We start from the raw sequence: 15,938 nt of genomic DNA, 5'->3' as shown, positions 1-15,938 counted from the left end.
AAAAAATGACTATCAGAACCCGCTTTGCGCCTAGCCCTACCGGTTATTTACATGTTGGCGGTGCTCGCACCGCATTATTTTCCTGGCTATATGCCCGTAAACATGGCGGCCGCTTTATTTTACGAATTGAAGATACTGATCTGGAACGCTCCAGCCAAGAATCTGTGAACGCCATTCTAGAAGGCATGACCTGGTTAGGACTGGAATACGACGAAGGTCCATTTTATCAAACCCAGCGTTTTGATCGATACAAACAAGTTATTGAACAACTACTGGCTCAGGGAGACGCTTACTATTGTTATTGTAGTCGCGAGGAACTGGACGCTTTGCGTGAACAACAAATGGCGAACAAAGAAAAACCGCGCTATAACGGCAAATGTCGGCAAGGCGCTGAAAATAGCGGCGAACGTGTAGTACGCTTTAAAAATCCAGAACAGGGTGAAGTTGTCATTGATGACTTGGTGAAAGGCCGGATTGTGGTGGCCAATAAAGAACTGGATGATTTAATCATTGCACGTTCTGATGGCACGCCTACTTACAACCTGACCGTGGTAGTGGATGATATGGATATGGGGGTTACACATGTAATTCGCGGTGATGATCATGTCAATAACACCCCTCGGCAGATTAATATCTTACAAGCCCTTGGTGCCCAGTTACCGATTTATGCGCATGTACCAATGATTTTAGGTTCTGATGGCGCACGACTCTCGAAACGACACGGTGCAGTGAGTGTAATGCAATATCGAAATGACGGTTATTTACCCGAGGCACTGCTAAATTATCTGGTACGTCTGGGCTGGTCGTATGGCGATCAGGAATTATTCAGCCGAGATGAAATGATACAGTTATTTGAGCTGGAAAAAGTGAATGTATCCGCCTCAACCTTTAATACCGAAAAGCTGTTGTGGTTGAATCATCAATATCTGATGAATAGTGATCCGGCATTGGTTGCACATCATCTCAGTTGGCATATGGGCGAACTGGGTATTGACCCAAGCACTGGCCCTGACTTAAGTGAGGTAGTTAAAGCACAACGCGAACGCTGTAAAACACTGGTGGAGATGGCCACACAAAGCGTCTATTTCTACAAAGACTTCAACTCTTACGAAGAAAGTGCAGTAAAAAAGCATTTTAAAACGGGTAGTGACACGGTTTTACAGCATTTACTGACTGAATTTAGCAGCGTCGAAAACTGGGAAGCGGAAACTTTGCATCAAATTGTGTTGCATAGTGCTGAACAATTACAATTGGGACTCGGCAAAATTGCCCAACCTTTACGTATTGCTGTCTGTGGCAGCGGTGTATCACCTGCTATTGATATTACCCTAAGCTTGTTAGGAAAACAAAAAACCCTAAACAGAATTGAGAAGGCGCTTGAGTTTATAAAATCAACAATTATCACTGGACAATCATAAAAATATCAGTATAATTATTGGACTCAACTACGGGGCCATAGCTCAGCTGGGAGAGCGCTTGCATGGCATGCAAGAGGTCAGCGGTTCGATCCCGCTTGGCTCCACCAATTAGTTGTATGTTTTAAAGTCTTAGTCCCCATCGTCTAGTGGCCTAGGACACCGCCCTTTCACGGCGGTAACGGGGGTTCGAACCCCCCTGGGGACGCCAACTTTATTTATGGAAATTTTTCATAAAAAAACTTGCAAACAATTGGCTGTAAAGTATTAAAAAACGTCTTAGTCCCCATCGTCTAGTGGCCTAGGACACCGCCCTTTCACGGCGGTAACGGGGGTTCGAACCCCCCTGGGGACGCCAATTTTTATCACATCACTCTGGCTTGAGTTAGTCAGCAATCAACCATCTGGTTGATTGAAGCATCGACTTAACAAAAAAAGACAAGCCAGATGTTTTATCTATATAAAAGCCAAAAACAGCCGCGCCCTTACACCTCTAAATAAAGCTGCCAATTACTTTCCAACGAATCTTAGCTATCGCTTCAAGCAAAGCATTACGTGAGCGCTTATGACTATTAAGGTAACCATGCTAATATTTCTAAACGATCTTAAAAGCCATCACTTTTAAAAAAGGTTAATTAGAATAGAAGAAATTGACTGTTGCCAATATTACTGCAGAAGAGGGTGTGAATTGAATACAGCTCTAAATTAAGCTGTATAATTGGCGGAGCGGACGGGGCTCGAACCCGCGACCACCGACGTGACAGGCCGGTATTCTAACCAACTGAACTACCGCTCCGCAGCTGGAAGATGGGCATTATACAGCAATTCAACTATTAGTCAACAATATTCAACAGTAGCGTATGACACAGCATTCTGCATGCCCGTTATGTGGAGAAAAAAACAGCAGCGACTTTGCTCAGGACAAATTTCGCAACTATCTACGCTGTCAAACTTGTTTGCTGGTGTTCGTACCTGTACATCAACACTTGGACCGCCTAGCAGAAAAAAAAATCTATGATCTGCATCAAAATACTAGCAACGATCCAGGTTACCGGAGTTTTTTATCTCGTTTGGCGATTCCACTACTGGCAAAACTAGCCTACCCTGCACATGGACTGGATTTTGGCTGCGGCCCTGGGCCACTATTAGCAGAATTGTTTATGGAAGCCGGGCATCAGGTTGATTTGTATGATCCCATTTATGCCAATCATCCTAACTATTTAAGACAGCAATATGACTTTATTACTTGTAGCGAAGTAGTCGAACACTTTCGTCAACCCGACGTGGAATTCGCAAACCTTTTCAGACTATTAAAACCGCTCGGATACTTAGGTTTGATGACGAAAATGGTGATTGATGCAGCAGCATTTAAACACTGGCATTATAAAAATGACTTAACTCACATTTGTTTCTTTTCCAGACCCTGTTTCGAATATCTGGCTCTACACTATCATTGCGGTATTGAGTTTATTGGGGCAGATGTGATTATTTTTAAACGCCTGGATTAAACATTGGCAACCTAAACTTACTGATTTTTCACACCATGCGGCACATGCGCGGCAGCCACCTGATGTAATTGTGCAGATTCGCAATGCCCAGTTTGATCATCGAAGAATATATCCGCACCAAACGCTTTTAAAAACGGCCCTTTCGGCATACCTCCCAAAAACAAGGCCTCATCAATACGTATATCCCATGCCCTAAAAGTACGCACCACTCGCTCATGCGCGGGAGCAGAGCGCGCGGTGACTAAAGCGGTTCGGATAGGCGACTGCTCAGCATCAAAATGGCTTTGTATGCGGTACAAGGCGCTCAAAAAAGCTTTTAATGGCCCATCAGACAAAGGCTTATGCGCCTGTAAACGTTCATTATCCGTAAATGCCGTCAAGCCATGCTGTTGATAAATACGTTCGGATTCATCCGAAAACAGTACTGCATCGCCGTCAAAAGCAATGCGAAGTTGCGCTGACGGCTTAACAGCCGCACCCGAAACGATGGTAGCTGCGGCATAACCCGCTTCTAACGCTTTTCTAACATCTTCTGCGTTGGCAGATAAAAACAAGTGCGCACCAAATGCTGGTATGTATTCATAAGGAGAGACGCCACTAGTAAAAGCTGCACGACTGATCGCTAATTGATAGTAATTGATGGCATTAAATATTCTTAAACCGGTATCGGCACTATTTTGTGAAAGTAAAATAATTTCAACCAACGGAGCTGCCGGAAATGCCTGATTAATATCCAGAAATTTTTTAACCAGAGAAAAGCCAAAACCTGGTAACAGAATCTCATTTTCGTGTTCAATTTGATAACGACAGAATGCGGCCTTGCCCTGTGTTTCAAAAATTGCATGCGACTCATCCAGATCAAATAATGCCCTGGAAGAGATGGCGACCACCAGTTTTTCGTTTTCCATTCATCTGCTCATGTTAATTCTAGTCAGCGTTTGCAGTTACCCGTGCCACCCATACTGAATCCAGATTAAGTGATTTTTTTATTTTAGCTGCATAGCCAGCTGCTTCATATTGGCTTTTAAAACCATCAACACTTAACCTATACCAGACTTCGCCCTTGGACTCGGACTTACTTACTTTTACAGCAACGCCCTTACTGGCATATTCTTCAGCCTTACGTTTAGCATACCAATCCTGTCTAAACGCAATCAAATTAACGGCCCAGTTTTCTTCAACCACTACTGGTTTTTTCTTTTCTAGCTTGGGTGCTGTAACAACGGTTTGCAGCTTACCTTTTTCAAGATTACTGACTTTTGTTTCCAAAGATTCAATAGCGTTTCCCATCTGCATAATTTGCGTGGACAATTCAGCTAATTTTTTACCGGCATCACCCGCCGCTTCGCCACTGGCCTTGGCGGAACCTGTTTCACCAGACAGCATTTTTTTAATCTCAGCCAACTGGTTACTGGTTACACTATCAGCAAGCGCTAAACCATCCAATTCTTTGCGTAACATTTCTTTATCGGCAGCTTCGCTGGTGGGAGCCCCCGTAACCTGCTCTTGCAACTTACCAATAATTTGTAAAACTTCAGTCGCCTGAGTTTTGGCAATATAGTTCTGAATGGCCAAACCAGCGCCCAGCAACAGTGCTACAGCAGCCAAACCATTAGCAACATAGGCTGAAACAGGCTTTTGCTGACTAAACGCATCAACGCTACGTTTGGTTTTCTTTTGTTCCGTTTGCAAACTCTCGATTGAACCCAAACATGTCACCAGCTCTTCCTTGCCCGCTTTTTCCGTCATTTCCTGTTTAAAAGCCAATTGCTGTTTTTTTAATACCATTAATTGATTATTGAGCGTTGCACACTGACTCGTTAGAGCCGCCAACTCACCACTATAATCAACTGCCGCCACATTTGCTTGAACTTCAGGAGCGGCTATTTTCGCTTCAGGCAGAGGCACATTTTGAGGTTCTAACTGCGGATTAGGTTCCTGAACCACATCACCCTCTGCAAAAATATCTATATCGTCTAACGATAGGTCAGAGAGAGTATCGTCCTTAAACAAATCTATTTCAGGCTCAACACTAATTTCAGGTTTGGCTATTATTTCTGGTAAATCAGAAACATCCACGGGTGTTTCGGGTTTTTTTACCGGCTTAATATCATCATCGTCTGCGGATATATCAAACTCAGCCAGTAAATCATCAGGCACGCGTCGATTTACAGCCTCATTAGCCTGAGCAATAACCACATCAGGCTCATCAACACTTTCTGGAAATAAGTCGGCATCCTCTGCAAATACCAACGGTTCAGCGTCTATTTGATGAGCGCTAGACTCATCCCACTCTTCCTGGTCGTCAAAATCAAAACTTTCTACTTCATCCCTCTCGTCTTGCTTAGTATCCTGTTCACTTATTTCTGCAGCATCTGCAAACTCATCAATTTCGTCAACATCGATGTTCATTTTAGTATTTTCATCAATATCATTTGCCATATAGACATCAAATTCGGCAAATTCATCCCCATCAAGATCAATAGCGTTATCTTGAAAGTTGTCTCCCATCAATAACCGGTCTATAGCATCATCATCGTCGGCATCAATCATCTCCACATGCTGTGAGGTATTCACATCACTCGTATTCAGCATGGCATCTAAGTCATCAGCAAAAGAATCTTTATTTTTTTTATCACTACCTTTAGTAACATCTGCCATAGTTTTTCTCACAAGTTAAGCGTACCCAGACAGCAATCCCGACTATTTAACGGCCTTGAGCAAGGCATTAACATCATGTCGCTGTGATACATTAATCTGTTGAAAGCCTGCCTCAACCAACTGTTGAACGGCAAGAGCTTCACGCATAATATGATTTTCGGATTCATCATTAAATAAATGAATAATCCATTGTTCCAGTAAATCCAGACGGTTAAAGCTCGTTAAAACCTTAAAGTATCCAGCTACTTCCTGTTGAGTACAACGCGTATGTGCCGATACATCATCTAGTGCGTAACGATCACCATTAATCAATTGTCCTGCTGGCTTTAATACCCTATAAATTTCGAAAATCACAGCTAAGCGATAATCTGCTTGAAAGTTATGCAAGGTATAGGCTGAAGCCAGTATATCAACACTTGCTGTCGGCAGTGCACGCAAAGCAGATAAAGCATCATCAGCCGAAAACCTTAGTTTATCGGCAATCACCCAATTCTGAAGATGATGTTTGGCTTGATTCTGCATAATAGGTTCATTATCCACACTCAATAGCTTAAGATTAGCAGCCGATGACAAAATTGATAAGGTAGTAATGCCCGTACCACCGCCTAATTCAACAATATTCACTATTTGCTCGGATTGCTGACAGAATTGCCCGACCGCCTCACCCACCAGACGACTCATTTCCACCGCGTAAGGACTGATCAGCTTCAACATCTGATTATCCTTACCGATTAGCCCAGAAAACATGGCGTCAAAAGGTGTTATAGTGCCAGTCATGATGACTGATTTTGTTTTAATGCTTGTCTGGCTGCATAAGTAGCCAGCTGCTCTGGACTCGCCTCAAGTTGATTGTTTTTTTTCCATTCCGCATAGGGCATACCGTAAATCAATTCACGCGCTTGCTCATAATCCACTGTAACATCACGCTCCGCAGCGGCAGCCACATACCATTTTGCCAGACAATTTCTGCAAAAATCGGCCAAAATCATCAGATCGATATTTTGTACTTCGTTATGCGCTTGTAAATGTGCCAGTAAGCGTCTAAATGTTGCCGATTCCAACTCGGTAGTCAAATCAGTTGCCATCAAATTCCTCCAAATTTTATATTTTAACAGCAATCAACCTGAGTAGCGTCACAAGCCACATAAACGGGTAATCACCCAGTAATTTGCCTGCTTATTGACATCAACACATCAGAAAATGGTGTTTTTGTATACAATTTCTTTTCAAGATCATACAATGTCAAGTCGTTGCTTGCTGCGTGATTAATTTCGTGAACATAATACACAGTTCATCTTTGGCTTATAATCCTGTTGCTTATACCAAGCCTCAGGCAGAGAACACTGATGCCCAGCAGGCAAGGGTAAGCAGTTCTCAAACCACGGGAAATGGACTAACAATACAGGCATCAAGCACTAATCACATTCAAAACGTATTAAATGAGGCCGGACTGTCAAATGCTAATCAATACAGTCAATCTAACAACACATGGACACAGAAAGCAGTGAATGCATACATTCAAAACGACAAACTGATAGCTCAACTTAAAATTTCTGAATCGATTTCAGGTATTGATCTATACGCCTGACCAACCTATTTCAAACACTCATCATGAAACCGCTCTTAGAATTTTTTCCTATTGTTCTGTTTTTTATCACTTACAAACTTTACGATATATTTACTGCTACTGCAGTAGTAATTGCCGCTACCATAGTGCAGATACTTGCCTATTGGTTGATATACCGCAAGGTAGAAACCTTGCAATGGATCACCCTGGGACTGGTGGTGGTCTTGGGTGGAGCAACACTTTATTTACAAGACGAACAATTTATCAAATGGAAGCTTAGTATCATCGAATGGTTGTTCGGAATCGCATTCCTGGCCAGCCAGTTTATCGGCAAAAAAACCTTTATTGAGCGCATGATGGGCAGCAATATTGAGCTGTCAGTCAAACTATGGAAACGCCTGAATTTAAGTTGGTCGCTATTTTTCATCAGTGTAGGCTTTCTAAATCTTTACGTCATGTCTCATTACAGCACAGATGACTGGGTTAGCTTTAAAACCTTTGGCGTTCCTGGCCTAATGCTCATTTTTATTGTGGTGCAAATGGCATTTTTGTATAAGCACGTACCTGGCCCAGAGACTAAAAAATAATGCTGTACGCCATTATCGCGGAAGATATTCCAAATAGTCTGAATAAAAGATTGAGTGTACGTGCGGAACATTTACAAAGATTGACTGTCTTGCAAGATCAAGGTCGTTTAGTTCTTGCTGGTCCACATCCCAGCATAGATGCCGAAAATCCTGGCGAGGCTGGCTTTAGCGGCAGTTTAATTGTGGCAGAATTCGACAGCTTGACAAGCGCCCAACAATGGGCAGAAATGGACCCCTATAGTATCGCAGGCGTATATGCCCGTGTAATTGTTAAACCTTTTAAACAAGTTTTCCCAAAATGATAACCGACCAGATCCGACAAAAACTGAAAGATGCGTTGAATCCAGATTTAATTGAATTAATTGACCAAAGTGCTAGCCATGCAGGACACGCTGGCAATCAAAAAGGCGGTGGTCATTACTATGTAACCATTGTAGCTGAATGCTTTACAGATAAATCACTGGTACAACGCCATCAAATGATTTATCAGGTGCTGAATGAACTGATGAAAGAAGACATTCACGCCCTTGGTATAAATGCTTTAACCCCATCTGAAAACTCAAAAGGAAACTCTGAATGAAACTGAAACTCATCCCGTTAATCTTGGTTACTAGCTCCTTGCTTAGTGGCTGTTTTGAAGAAAAGCCTAAAACACCTGCTACAGATGCTGCGTTACCTGTTGTAACAAAAGCAGATGCAGTAGCCTCTGTCAATGGCGTATTCATCAGCAAAAAAACTCTGGACACTTTGGAAAAAGAAATTTCTGAGCGTAGCCAAGGCCAAACTTTTCCTAAACAACAGTTACTGGAAGAATTAATTCAACGCGAACTGTTAATTCAACAGGCGCTGCAAAAAGGTTTGGACAAATCACCAGAAATTGTTGAACGTTTGGCAACGGTTAAAAACTCCTTGTTATCACAAGCAGCATTACAGGATTATTTGAAAGCAAACCCTGTTACGGATGAAGAAATTAAAGCCGAATATGATTCAAAAATGGCTAATCTGGGCAATGAATATAAAGCCCGCCACATTTTGGTAAAAACAGAAGACGAAGCCAAAAAACTGATTGCTGAATTAGACAAAGGTGGAGATTTTACTGCCCTGGCTAAAAAACATTCAATTGACCCTATGGGTTCTGAAGGTGGTGATTTAGGCTGGTTTACTGCGGATAGAATGGTTGCGCCTTTCTCAGAAGCGGTTATTGCTCTTGAAAACGGAAAATATACAAAACAACCCGTACAAACTCAGTTTGGCTGGCACGTAATTCTGAGAGAAGACTCCAGAGCGTTGACACCACCACCATTAGACGCAGTAAAAGAACAAATTCGTTCTATGTTACAACGCCAAAAAGCACAAACCATGATGGAAACCTTGCGCAAAACTGCACAGGTAGAAGTTTTACTGCCACCTGAAGCGCCTGCTGCAACAGAAAGTGCTCCAGCAGCAGCTACTCCAGAACCTGCAGCTGAGGCTCCAGCACCTGCATCTGCGGCTCCTGCTCCAACAGAATCTTCACCTGTCACAGCAAAGCCGTAAGCTATAAAACAGGGCGGGAACCCCCCGCCCTGTTATCCTACATAAAGCCTAATTTAAACCTATACGTGCAACTAATTTAATTTATATTATTTTGCTAAACTGCATCATTGAAAGCTGCTTTTATCCCGCACGTTAAACATAAATATTTCAACAACATACCGCCCTACCCTCACGCTAGCACTACAAACCAGCCACTAACAATCCGCCCCACAATTTCGTTTAATAATGACATTCAATTTAGTATTGGTGTCTTCCGCAAACGCTGCCGCGCGATTAGCTGCTGCTTCTGCAGCCACTGCTTTTACTGCAGCATCTGCTGCAGCCTCTTTAACAGCAGCCACATCAACTGCCAATGTTGACATCTTCTCCTCTAGTACAGTTACACGCGCCTCCAGAGCATCAACATCGGAGGATTTTGCACAACCATTGAGGCATGAAACGGCGATAGGTAGTGCTAACAATAAAATAACTTTCTGCATGGCTTAGCCTTTATGGGGATTAATTAACTGTTCAGTTGAGTGTTTTAAAGTATCAACTTTTCCAGTATAGAGAAAATCCATAAACTCTGAAAATTAAAATCACTACAAACCTCAATCTCAGCCATCCTGTTGCACTGTTATATTAAAAATGCACAAGACCTTGCTGTATCTACCAAAACTGACATTCCTGAAAAAAGGCACTACTACCTAAACAGGTATTTAACTCAGTAACACAATTAAACTTAAACAGCTAATGCGCACGTTGCTTATGATATAAATCGACAAAATCTTGCATGCCGAGTGTAGCGATAACATTGAATTCCGCATCGAGAATTTCATACAATACACCAGAGCTACCGCGAATACTGAACAACACAATGACATCAATATCCCCGCCACCTTCCCGATGTGGATCCTGACTGGCTTCGCTACTGGTGTAACTGCCTACAGCTCTCACTTCCTTTAATTGACCATCGGCATGATAGAGTATATGTTCGCCTTGAATAACAAATGTTTTATTTAAAACCTTGTGCCGATGTAACACAATCTGCTGACGGGCTGCAAACTTGAATAGCACATCAATAATATTATGCTGTTCATCAATATCGAGTATCGAATAGTGCAAATGTTCAATTCCAGCTAAGGTTTGCCAAGCAATGCGGCTATCATCAAAAAGATTGGGTATCATAATAATTTCCTGTTTAAATATTGATAAAACTAGCCGTTTCGGGCTGTTCTGGCAACCAATATTAGTGCGTAAGGCAGCTGCCGTAAGCTGATATTTGCCTGTTAAACTCGGGCAATTTGCCTGAGTTAGGCGATTGAGCTTGCTCTCACCAGTCCAGCATTTAAAATAGTATTTATCCCTAATCACACGCACAGGCTGATGATGAATCTACAAGTGCATTTGTTGTCTCGTATTACCCTGGTTGCTGTACTTTGCCTATTGGCAAATGCTGGCTTTATGCTCTACCAAAACCACCGACAGGCAGAACAAAGCAGTCAACAAATGGCCGAAGCTCTGCAAAAACAACTAGAAGCGCAACTATTGCTACGTAAGGCGGGAATTGGTCAGGCAAATATATTCCCGGATTTTGAATGGTGGAAACGATCCGGCAGTCAACCAGGCGTGTGTATAGACTATACAAGTAGTGATCAGGCCTTATCACACAGCCTGTGTAGTGGAAGCAAACCTTTAGTGACTGATTGGCCGACTGTTTTTGCAATGGTGTATAGGCAAATATTTAAACCTGGCCAACCTGAGGTACGTTCGATTGCAACACCTGATCACGTATATGGCACCTTAACCATCACCCCCAACCCAGAGCAGGAAATAGCCAACGCATGGACCCATTCACTCAGTCTGATGACATTATCCAGCGTGACAATTTTAGGTGTCTGTCTACTGGTATACCTAAGCATCAGACGCACTTTGCAACCCGCAACCACCATTATTCTGGGTTTGGCACAAATGGACACCGACCAATTTGCTTATCGGCTCCCTGAATTTGAACTTAGCGAATGGCAGCGAATTGCTGAAGCAATTAATCAACTAGCCAGCAATCAACAGCATCTTCTGGAAGAACGTCAAACCTTGCTGGTAAAACTAATGACGCTTCAAGAAGAAGAACGGCGCTATTTGGCACAAGAATTACATGATGAACTAGGGCAATGTCTTGCAGCTATCAACGCTGTTGCCACCTCTATTCAGCAAACAGCCAGCCAACAATGCCCTATACTGATTGAAGATGCTCAACATATTAGCCGCATTACCACCCACACCCTGGATTGGGTAAGAGGAATGCTTGGTCGTTTACGACCGCCAGAGTTTGACGCTCTAAGCTTGGCAATCAGTCTTAACAGCTTGATAGCTGATTGGAATGAGCGCAGTTTTGGTAAAACTAACTATGCGTTAAACATGCTTGGTGATAGCCATTTATTGTCATCACAACAAGCCATCGCATTATTCAGAATAATACAGGAGTGTCTAACCAATATTGCCAAACATGCTCAGGCAACACAGGTTAATATCAAGCTAAGCATTGATCCAAACTATGCTGCACTGTCTGTAAGCGATAATGGCATAGCTACGCAATTACCTTTTGCCCGTTGCTGTGGCATTGGCTTAGTGGGCATGCGTGAACGGGTAGCCGCTTTGCAGGGAAAACTAAAACTGGCCATTGCTGATCCACACGGTTTAATCGTTGCCGTAAGCTTACCTATGCCTATCAATGCCGAACAACCATCATGACAAATATCAGCCTTCTGCTGGTGGATGATCATGCCATCGTTCGAGCTGGATACCGGTCATTATTGGCTAAACAGCCCGGTTTACAAGTATTGGCAGAGGCCAGTACTGCGGCGCAGGCCTATCCGCTTTTTCAGCAATACCAACCAGATTTAGTAATTACTGATATTAGCCTACCCGGCAGCAGTGGTCTGGAGTTGATTGCCCGTATCAAACAGTATCAGGCTACAGCCAAAATTCTGGTGTTCAGTATGCATGAAAACCCCAGCTTTGCACTACAGGCCATTCGTGCCGGTGCAGGGGGCTATGTCAGCAAAAGCAGCTCTCCTGACTGCTTGCTGCAAGCAATTCAAGCCGTACATGCTGGACGCTATAGCCTAAGTCCTGACATTGCTCAGTTATTGGCACTGGAAAAGCTTGGTAACGCACAATTTGCATTGGAAACACTGACGGTACGGGAATTTGAAATTCTACGTTTACTAGTGACAGCACACAGCAATACTGACATTGCCAAAACCTTAAACATCAGTATCAAAACCGTCTGCAATAGCCATTATCTGATCAAGCGCAAATTGGGCGTAAACAGTGATATCGAATTAACACGACTGGCAATCAAACTCAATGTACTAAATATTTTAGACTTGGCGATTTCTCCCTAAGCTTATTATCTCAGCCTCGATTTGCAGGGCTAACTGCCCTATTTCAGGAAAAAGCAAACGCTGTGTGCTTTACAGTGACAGCCTAGCCATTGCAAACAAAATTATTGACCGTTTTGCTGTTCTCCAGGCAAAGGACCTACGTATTTTTTATACGCTGCCTGCCAGTCACTAGCAATTTCTTGCTGCGCCTGTGTAACCGGAAGCTGATCTGCACAAATCAATTCATGCAGTTTGTTTTCCAATTGATCTTTGACATGCGCATTGAGTGGTTCAGTCACAAAAGATTCAGGCCACAAATTTTTAATTGAATTTGAGCCACCCAGTTCCAGACTAATCAGATGATCAACTTCATATTCACCAGGTTGCCTACTGGTAATACCGTAGCTGCTATAAACTTGTTTTTTAACTGTTTGCCGTACATTTCGCACTGTTTTTGCATAACCAGGTACACAAATTTGTTTTGCATCTGTCGTTAATACATCGCCTGGGGTCTTTTGTGGATCGGGTACCAGTGGCGAATCATCTGCCAAACATACAGCACTTAAAAACAGGCAATTCAGTAAAAAAATACGGGCAAAGTTAACGGATTTGATCAGTAAACGATAATACATAGTCTTTTTCCTTTTTTAGTCGTTTCTAAGTGTGGCGGCATTGTCAATTCAGGCAATCGAGTATAAGTGGAGCATATGTCTTAACGGATTATAATCTTTTCTAATGACAGAATTATCTCAATGCGCCACTACAATACCGGAGCCCGCATTTTGTTTACAAGGCAAGGTAAAATAAAAAGTAGAACCTTTTCCAACTTTGCTATTAAACCGCAAAACACCTTGATGAGCCTCAATGAGCGTTCGACTAATGGCAAGCCCCATACCCATGCCAACAGCCTTGCTGGTATAAAAGGGTTTAAATATTTTCAGCTGTTGCTCCTCACTCATGCCAAGCCCAGTGTCTTTTACTCTAACCTGAAGTTGATTGTCGGTAGTCATATAAGTCTGAATAGTTAATTTGCGTTGTGCATATCCGGTATTGCCTTGCATGGCATCAAGCGCGTTCAAAATCAGATTAATCAATACTTGTTGAATTTGAATACGATCAACAAACACAGATAACAGATGTTCCGAAAAATGACACTCCAGATTGATATTATTTTGCTTAATTTCGGCAGCACAGATAACAACGGTTTCGTTAATTAACTGATTGATATCCACTGTTGAAATATGTCTGGGACCCGCTTGGACAAAATCCCGCATGCGATGAATAATTTGGCCCGCCCTTAAAGCCTGTTGTTGAATTTTATTTAAAATTTCGGTAAGGCTAGGCAAATTGACAGGTGCATTTTCGATCAAATTTAAACTTGCCTGTGCATAGCTGGCAATGGCCGTCAGAGGCTGATTGACTTCATGCGCAATACCAGAAGCCATTTCCCCCATCAAACCCAGTCGAGTGATATGCGCCAGTTCGTCAATATGTGCTTTATCCTTTCTTTCACGTTGTTTACGTACACTGATATCACGTACTACACTCACAAAATAACAAACATTATTATTAATATAATCTATACCTGAAACTTCCAGATACAAGGTTGAGCCATTTTTATGCTTACCTTCAATTTCCTTAAGATCGACACTACGAGCAACCTGGTTAGTATCCTTAAAATGCGGAATACTGCAGTGTTGATTTTGACATTTGGGTAAAAAGGGCATGAGCATATTGATATTGCAGCCCAACAATTCTTCCGGTTCATAACCAAATATTGTTTCTATGGCTGGATTGGCAGAAATAATATTGCTGTAAACATCATAGGTAATAATGCCTTCCACCGAGGCACTAAAGATGGCGCTAAGTTGGGCTTCCGTTTTTTTACGCTGAGTTAAGTCCCGGTAAAAGGCACAATAACGTTGAAATTCTGACAGAAAAGCAATCGATATTTCCATATCAATAACATGCCCGTCTTTATGCCGGTAACGGCATTCTGAGCGTTCACAACATTGTTGTTTAACTCGAACAAGATTAGCAGAAATACGCTCCTGATCTTGATTAATATCTAACTGACTGATACGCATAGAGATTAGCTCCTCCACCGCATACCCCGTTATTTTTGCGCAAGCCTCATTGGCCTGAAGGATATTACCCTCTAAATCTAGCTCTAAAAACCCATCCAGAGAAACCTCTAACATGGCTTTAAGCAAATTGGGGATGCGCTCGGCTTGCTTACGTTGTGTAATATCTTCATGGCTGATCACTGCACTATAGCTTAAAAACTTTAAGGGCGTTACGACCATACGAAACCAACGATCTTGTTCAGGTGAATGACAGTGATATTCTAAGGTAAACAGCGTCTGCTTCCCCGACAATACGGCGGAAAGCCCCATAAAAGCTGAATAAGCCTCCTCACATAAAAATTCATTGTTGTTATTTTTACAAGCCTCCAAATAATTATATCCAAGCAAACTCTGGCCCGAAGCCAGCAATCCATTTTCACTACCAAATTTAATCCACGCATCGTTAACAGCCATAATGATTCCATTAGTATCCACTATGGCTATTTGCGAATTTAATGAGTTAAGAATACTGGTAAAAAATTCATTTCTTTCAATCAGATACCTCTCATTCTGCTTACGTTCACTGATATCCAGCATTGCCACCAGACATTTGTCTGGCCGGGTTTGGTGGATTATTGCCTCAATCGCAACATCATAGTTGGCATCGTCAATTTGCAGGGTAATATCGCATTTTTGCTTATTTTTCGTAACAAACACCGTCTCAAGCAACTTTATAATATTGTGTCTATCCTCATTTAGCACAAACTGCATAAAATTCTGTCCTACTAGCTTGGATCTTGACACGCCCAGCACGCTTGCTGCAGATAAATTACTGTTTTGAATAAGACCATCTTCTCTAAGGATAACGTACGGTATTGGGGCAAAATCAAACAGCTCTATATAACACTGCTTTGCATCTTCCAAATCCAAGCGATTTTGTTCAATAAGCGCATGAGCCTCTTGTAAGGCTTCAACCTGCATTTCCAGTTCAATTTGATGTACTTGTAATTCATGCAATAACTGTTTTTCATTCATTATCCTTTCCATATCCAATAATGGTTCAGTAGGCAATTGCTGTTCAGCGTGCTGTCTAATTGCTTCAAGACTTAGTGTATGCTCCAATGGCTTTTTCATGTGACATCCACCCCTGCAAGTGCATTTCATGACCGCAGTAAGCTAAGAGATTAATCTAATCGAGTACACCCGCCCTGTGGTTCTGGGTTTGTTGTTTGT

17 protein-coding genes and 4 tRNA genes are annotated in these 15,938 nt (G+C 42.3%); 12 read left to right on the top strand and 9 right to left on the bottom strand.

What is annotated here, in order from left to right; genetic code table 11:
• Positions 1-5 precede the first annotated feature (5 nt).
• The 4 genes from gltX to ABH008_RS06870 all read left to right on the top strand — a co-directional run bounded on the left by gltX (position 6) and on the right by ABH008_RS06870 (position 1,773).
• The gene (gene gltX, locus ABH008_RS06885; protein WP_347989115.1) at positions 6-1,418 is read left to right on the top strand and encodes a glutamate--tRNA ligase; all 1,413 of its coding nucleotides are present in this window, start codon (positions 6-8) and stop codon (positions 1,416-1,418) included.
• Positions 1,419-1,449: 31 nt separating this feature from the next.
• Positions 1,450-1,525, top strand: a tRNA-Ala gene (locus tag ABH008_RS06880).
• A gap of 25 nt (positions 1,526-1,550) precedes the next feature.
• Positions 1,551-1,626, top strand: a tRNA-Glu gene (locus tag ABH008_RS06875).
• A gap of 71 nt (positions 1,627-1,697) precedes the next feature.
• A tRNA-Glu gene (locus ABH008_RS06870) sits at positions 1,698-1,773 on the top strand.
• A 361-nt stretch (positions 1,774-2,134) separates the two neighbouring features.
• Here ABH008_RS06870 and ABH008_RS06865 read toward each other — a convergent pair.
• A tRNA-Asp gene (locus ABH008_RS06865) sits at positions 2,135-2,211 on the bottom strand.
• A 64-nt stretch (positions 2,212-2,275) separates the two neighbouring features.
• On the opposite strand from ABH008_RS06865, the gene ABH008_RS06860 reads away from it, so the two are divergent.
• Positions 2,276-2,923 (top strand): class I SAM-dependent methyltransferase, encoded by a 648-nt coding sequence (locus ABH008_RS06860; RefSeq protein WP_347989114.1) that lies wholly within the window; start codon positions 2,276-2,278, stop codon positions 2,921-2,923.
• Positions 2,924-2,940: 17 nt separating this feature from the next.
• Here the strand turns inward: ABH008_RS06860 and ABH008_RS06855 are convergent, their stop codons facing one another.
• From ABH008_RS06855 to ABH008_RS06840, 4 genes are read right to left on the bottom strand one after another with little or no spacing between them, the layout of a single operon-like run.
• Positions 2,941-3,831 carry a 5'-nucleotidase gene (locus ABH008_RS06855; protein ID WP_347989113.1) on the bottom strand — a complete coding sequence of 297 codons (891 nt, stop codon included), beginning with the start codon at positions 3,829-3,831 and terminating at the stop codon, positions 2,941-2,943.
• Positions 3,832-3,850: 19 nt separating this feature from the next.
• A complete protein-coding gene (locus tag ABH008_RS06850) occupies positions 3,851-5,584 on the bottom strand; it encodes an SPOR domain-containing protein (RefSeq protein ID WP_347989112.1) in 1,734 nt (577 codons plus the stop codon).
• Positions 5,585-5,626: 42 nt separating this feature from the next.
• Positions 5,627-6,361, bottom strand: coding sequence for a class I SAM-dependent methyltransferase (locus tag ABH008_RS06845; RefSeq protein ID WP_347989111.1), 735 nt, complete (start codon positions 6,359-6,361; stop codon positions 5,627-5,629).
• Complete coding sequence (locus ABH008_RS06840; protein ID WP_347989110.1) at positions 6,358-6,669, bottom strand: DUF1244 domain-containing protein; 312 nt, start codon at positions 6,667-6,669, stop codon at positions 6,358-6,360. The genes ABH008_RS06845 and ABH008_RS06840 overlap by 4 nt, the downstream gene beginning before the upstream one ends.
• A 188-nt stretch (positions 6,670-6,857) precedes the next feature.
• Between ABH008_RS06840 and ABH008_RS06835 the strand changes: the two genes are divergently transcribed.
• Genes ABH008_RS06835 through ABH008_RS06815 form a run of 5 tightly spaced genes read left to right on the top strand, consistent with a single transcriptional unit; the run spans position 6,858 to position 9,274 of the window.
• Positions 6,858-7,172: a hypothetical protein gene (locus ABH008_RS06835; protein WP_347989109.1), complete on the top strand. Its 315-nt coding sequence runs from the start codon at positions 6,858-6,860 to the stop codon at positions 7,170-7,172.
• Positions 7,173-7,195: 23 nt separating this feature from the next.
• Entirely contained in the window at positions 7,196-7,738 is a 543-nt protein-coding gene (locus ABH008_RS06830; protein WP_347989108.1) for a septation protein A, read from the top strand.
• Positions 7,738-8,040: a YciI family protein gene (locus tag ABH008_RS06825; protein ID WP_347989107.1), complete on the top strand. Its 303-nt coding sequence runs from the start codon at positions 7,738-7,740 to the stop codon at positions 8,038-8,040. Before ABH008_RS06830 ends, ABH008_RS06825 begins: the two co-directional genes overlap by 1 nt.
• Entirely contained in the window at positions 8,037-8,318 is a 282-nt protein-coding gene (locus ABH008_RS06820) for a BolA family protein (RefSeq protein ID WP_347989106.1), read from the top strand. The genes ABH008_RS06825 and ABH008_RS06820 overlap by 4 nt, the downstream gene beginning before the upstream one ends.
• Positions 8,315-9,274: a peptidylprolyl isomerase gene (locus ABH008_RS06815; protein ID WP_347989105.1), complete on the top strand. Its 960-nt coding sequence runs from the start codon at positions 8,315-8,317 to the stop codon at positions 9,272-9,274. The genes ABH008_RS06820 and ABH008_RS06815 overlap by 4 nt, the downstream gene beginning before the upstream one ends.
• Before the next feature lie 194 nt (positions 9,275-9,468).
• Here ABH008_RS06815 and ABH008_RS06810 read toward each other — a convergent pair whose 3' ends face one another.
• Positions 9,469-9,753, bottom strand: a complete 285-nt coding sequence (locus ABH008_RS06810; protein ID WP_347989104.1) for an Lpp/OprI family alanine-zipper lipoprotein — start codon at positions 9,751-9,753, stop codon at positions 9,469-9,471.
• A gap of 250 nt (positions 9,754-10,003) precedes the next feature.
• The gene (locus ABH008_RS06805) at positions 10,004-10,441 is read right to left on the bottom strand and encodes a regulator (protein WP_347989103.1); all 438 of its coding nucleotides are present in this window, start codon (positions 10,439-10,441) and stop codon (positions 10,004-10,006) included.
• 198 nt (positions 10,442-10,639) lie between these two features.
• Here ABH008_RS06805 and ABH008_RS06800 point away from each other — a divergent pair, with 198 nt between their 5' ends.
• Positions 10,640-12,004 carry a histidine kinase gene (locus ABH008_RS06800; RefSeq protein ID WP_347989102.1) on the top strand — a complete coding sequence of 455 codons (1,365 nt, stop codon included), beginning with the start codon at positions 10,640-10,642 and terminating at the stop codon, positions 12,002-12,004.
• Positions 12,001-12,660 (top strand): response regulator transcription factor, encoded by a 660-nt coding sequence (locus ABH008_RS06795; RefSeq protein ID WP_347989101.1) that lies wholly within the window; start codon positions 12,001-12,003, stop codon positions 12,658-12,660. The genes ABH008_RS06800 and ABH008_RS06795 overlap by 4 nt, the downstream gene beginning before the upstream one ends.
• A 101-nt stretch (positions 12,661-12,761) precedes the next feature.
• Here the strand turns inward: ABH008_RS06795 and ABH008_RS06790 are convergent, their stop codons facing one another.
• Both ABH008_RS06790 and ABH008_RS06785 read right to left on the bottom strand, forming a co-directional pair.
• Positions 12,762-13,271, bottom strand: a complete 510-nt coding sequence (locus ABH008_RS06790) for a hypothetical protein (protein WP_347989100.1) — start codon at positions 13,269-13,271, stop codon at positions 12,762-12,764.
• Between the two features lie 117 nt (positions 13,272-13,388).
• Positions 13,389-15,839 (bottom strand): PAS domain S-box protein, encoded by a 2,451-nt coding sequence (locus tag ABH008_RS06785; protein WP_347989099.1) that lies wholly within the window; start codon positions 15,837-15,839, stop codon positions 13,389-13,391.
• Between the last annotated feature and the right edge of the window lie 99 nt (positions 15,840-15,938).

It is taken from the genome of Methylomonas sp. AM2-LC (assembly GCF_039904985.1).
Taxonomy (GTDB): domain Bacteria; phylum Pseudomonadota; class Gammaproteobacteria; order Methylococcales; family Methylomonadaceae; genus Methylomonas.
This window is presented reverse-complemented; position numbering and strand designations above follow the sequence as displayed.

Coding starts and splice junctions, on each gene's coding strand:
- ABH008_RS06825 (WP_347989107.1), top strand. CDS start 7,738: ATGCTGTACGCCATTATCGCGGAAGATATTCCAAATAGTCTGAATAAA.
- ABH008_RS06800 (WP_347989102.1), top strand. CDS start 10,640: ATGATGAATCTACAAGTGCATTTGTTGTCTCGTATTACCCTGGTTGCT.
- ABH008_RS06845 (WP_347989111.1), bottom strand. CDS start 6,361: ATGACTGGCACTATAACACCTTTTGACGCCATGTTTTCTGGGCTAATC.
- ABH008_RS06810 (WP_347989104.1), bottom strand. CDS start 9,753: ATGCAGAAAGTTATTTTATTGTTAGCACTACCTATCGCCGTTTCATGC.
- ABH008_RS06820 (WP_347989106.1), top strand. CDS start 8,037: ATGATAACCGACCAGATCCGACAAAAACTGAAAGATGCGTTGAATCCA.
- ABH008_RS06805 (WP_347989103.1), bottom strand. CDS start 10,441: ATGATACCCAATCTTTTTGATGATAGCCGCATTGCTTGGCAAACCTTA.
- ABH008_RS06815 (WP_347989105.1), top strand. CDS start 8,315: ATGAAACTGAAACTCATCCCGTTAATCTTGGTTACTAGCTCCTTGCTT.
- ABH008_RS06850 (WP_347989112.1), bottom strand. CDS start 5,584: ATGGCAGATGTTACTAAAGGTAGTGATAAAAAAAATAAAGATTCTTTT.
- ABH008_RS06855 (WP_347989113.1), bottom strand. CDS start 3,831: ATGGAAAACGAAAAACTGGTGGTCGCCATCTCTTCCAGGGCATTATTT.
- ABH008_RS06790 (WP_347989100.1), bottom strand. CDS start 13,271: ATGTATTATCGTTTACTGATCAAATCCGTTAACTTTGCCCGTATTTTT.
- ABH008_RS06840 (WP_347989110.1), bottom strand. CDS start 6,669: ATGGCAACTGATTTGACTACCGAGTTGGAATCGGCAACATTTAGACGC.
- ABH008_RS06860 (WP_347989114.1), top strand. CDS start 2,276: ATGACACAGCATTCTGCATGCCCGTTATGTGGAGAAAAAAACAGCAGC.
- gltX (WP_347989115.1), top strand. CDS start 6: ATGACTATCAGAACCCGCTTTGCGCCTAGCCCTACCGGTTATTTACAT.
- ABH008_RS06830 (WP_347989108.1), top strand. CDS start 7,196: ATGAAACCGCTCTTAGAATTTTTTCCTATTGTTCTGTTTTTTATCACT.
- ABH008_RS06785 (WP_347989099.1), bottom strand. CDS start 15,839: ATGAAAAAGCCATTGGAGCATACACTAAGTCTTGAAGCAATTAGACAG.
- ABH008_RS06795 (WP_347989101.1), top strand. CDS start 12,001: ATGACAAATATCAGCCTTCTGCTGGTGGATGATCATGCCATCGTTCGA.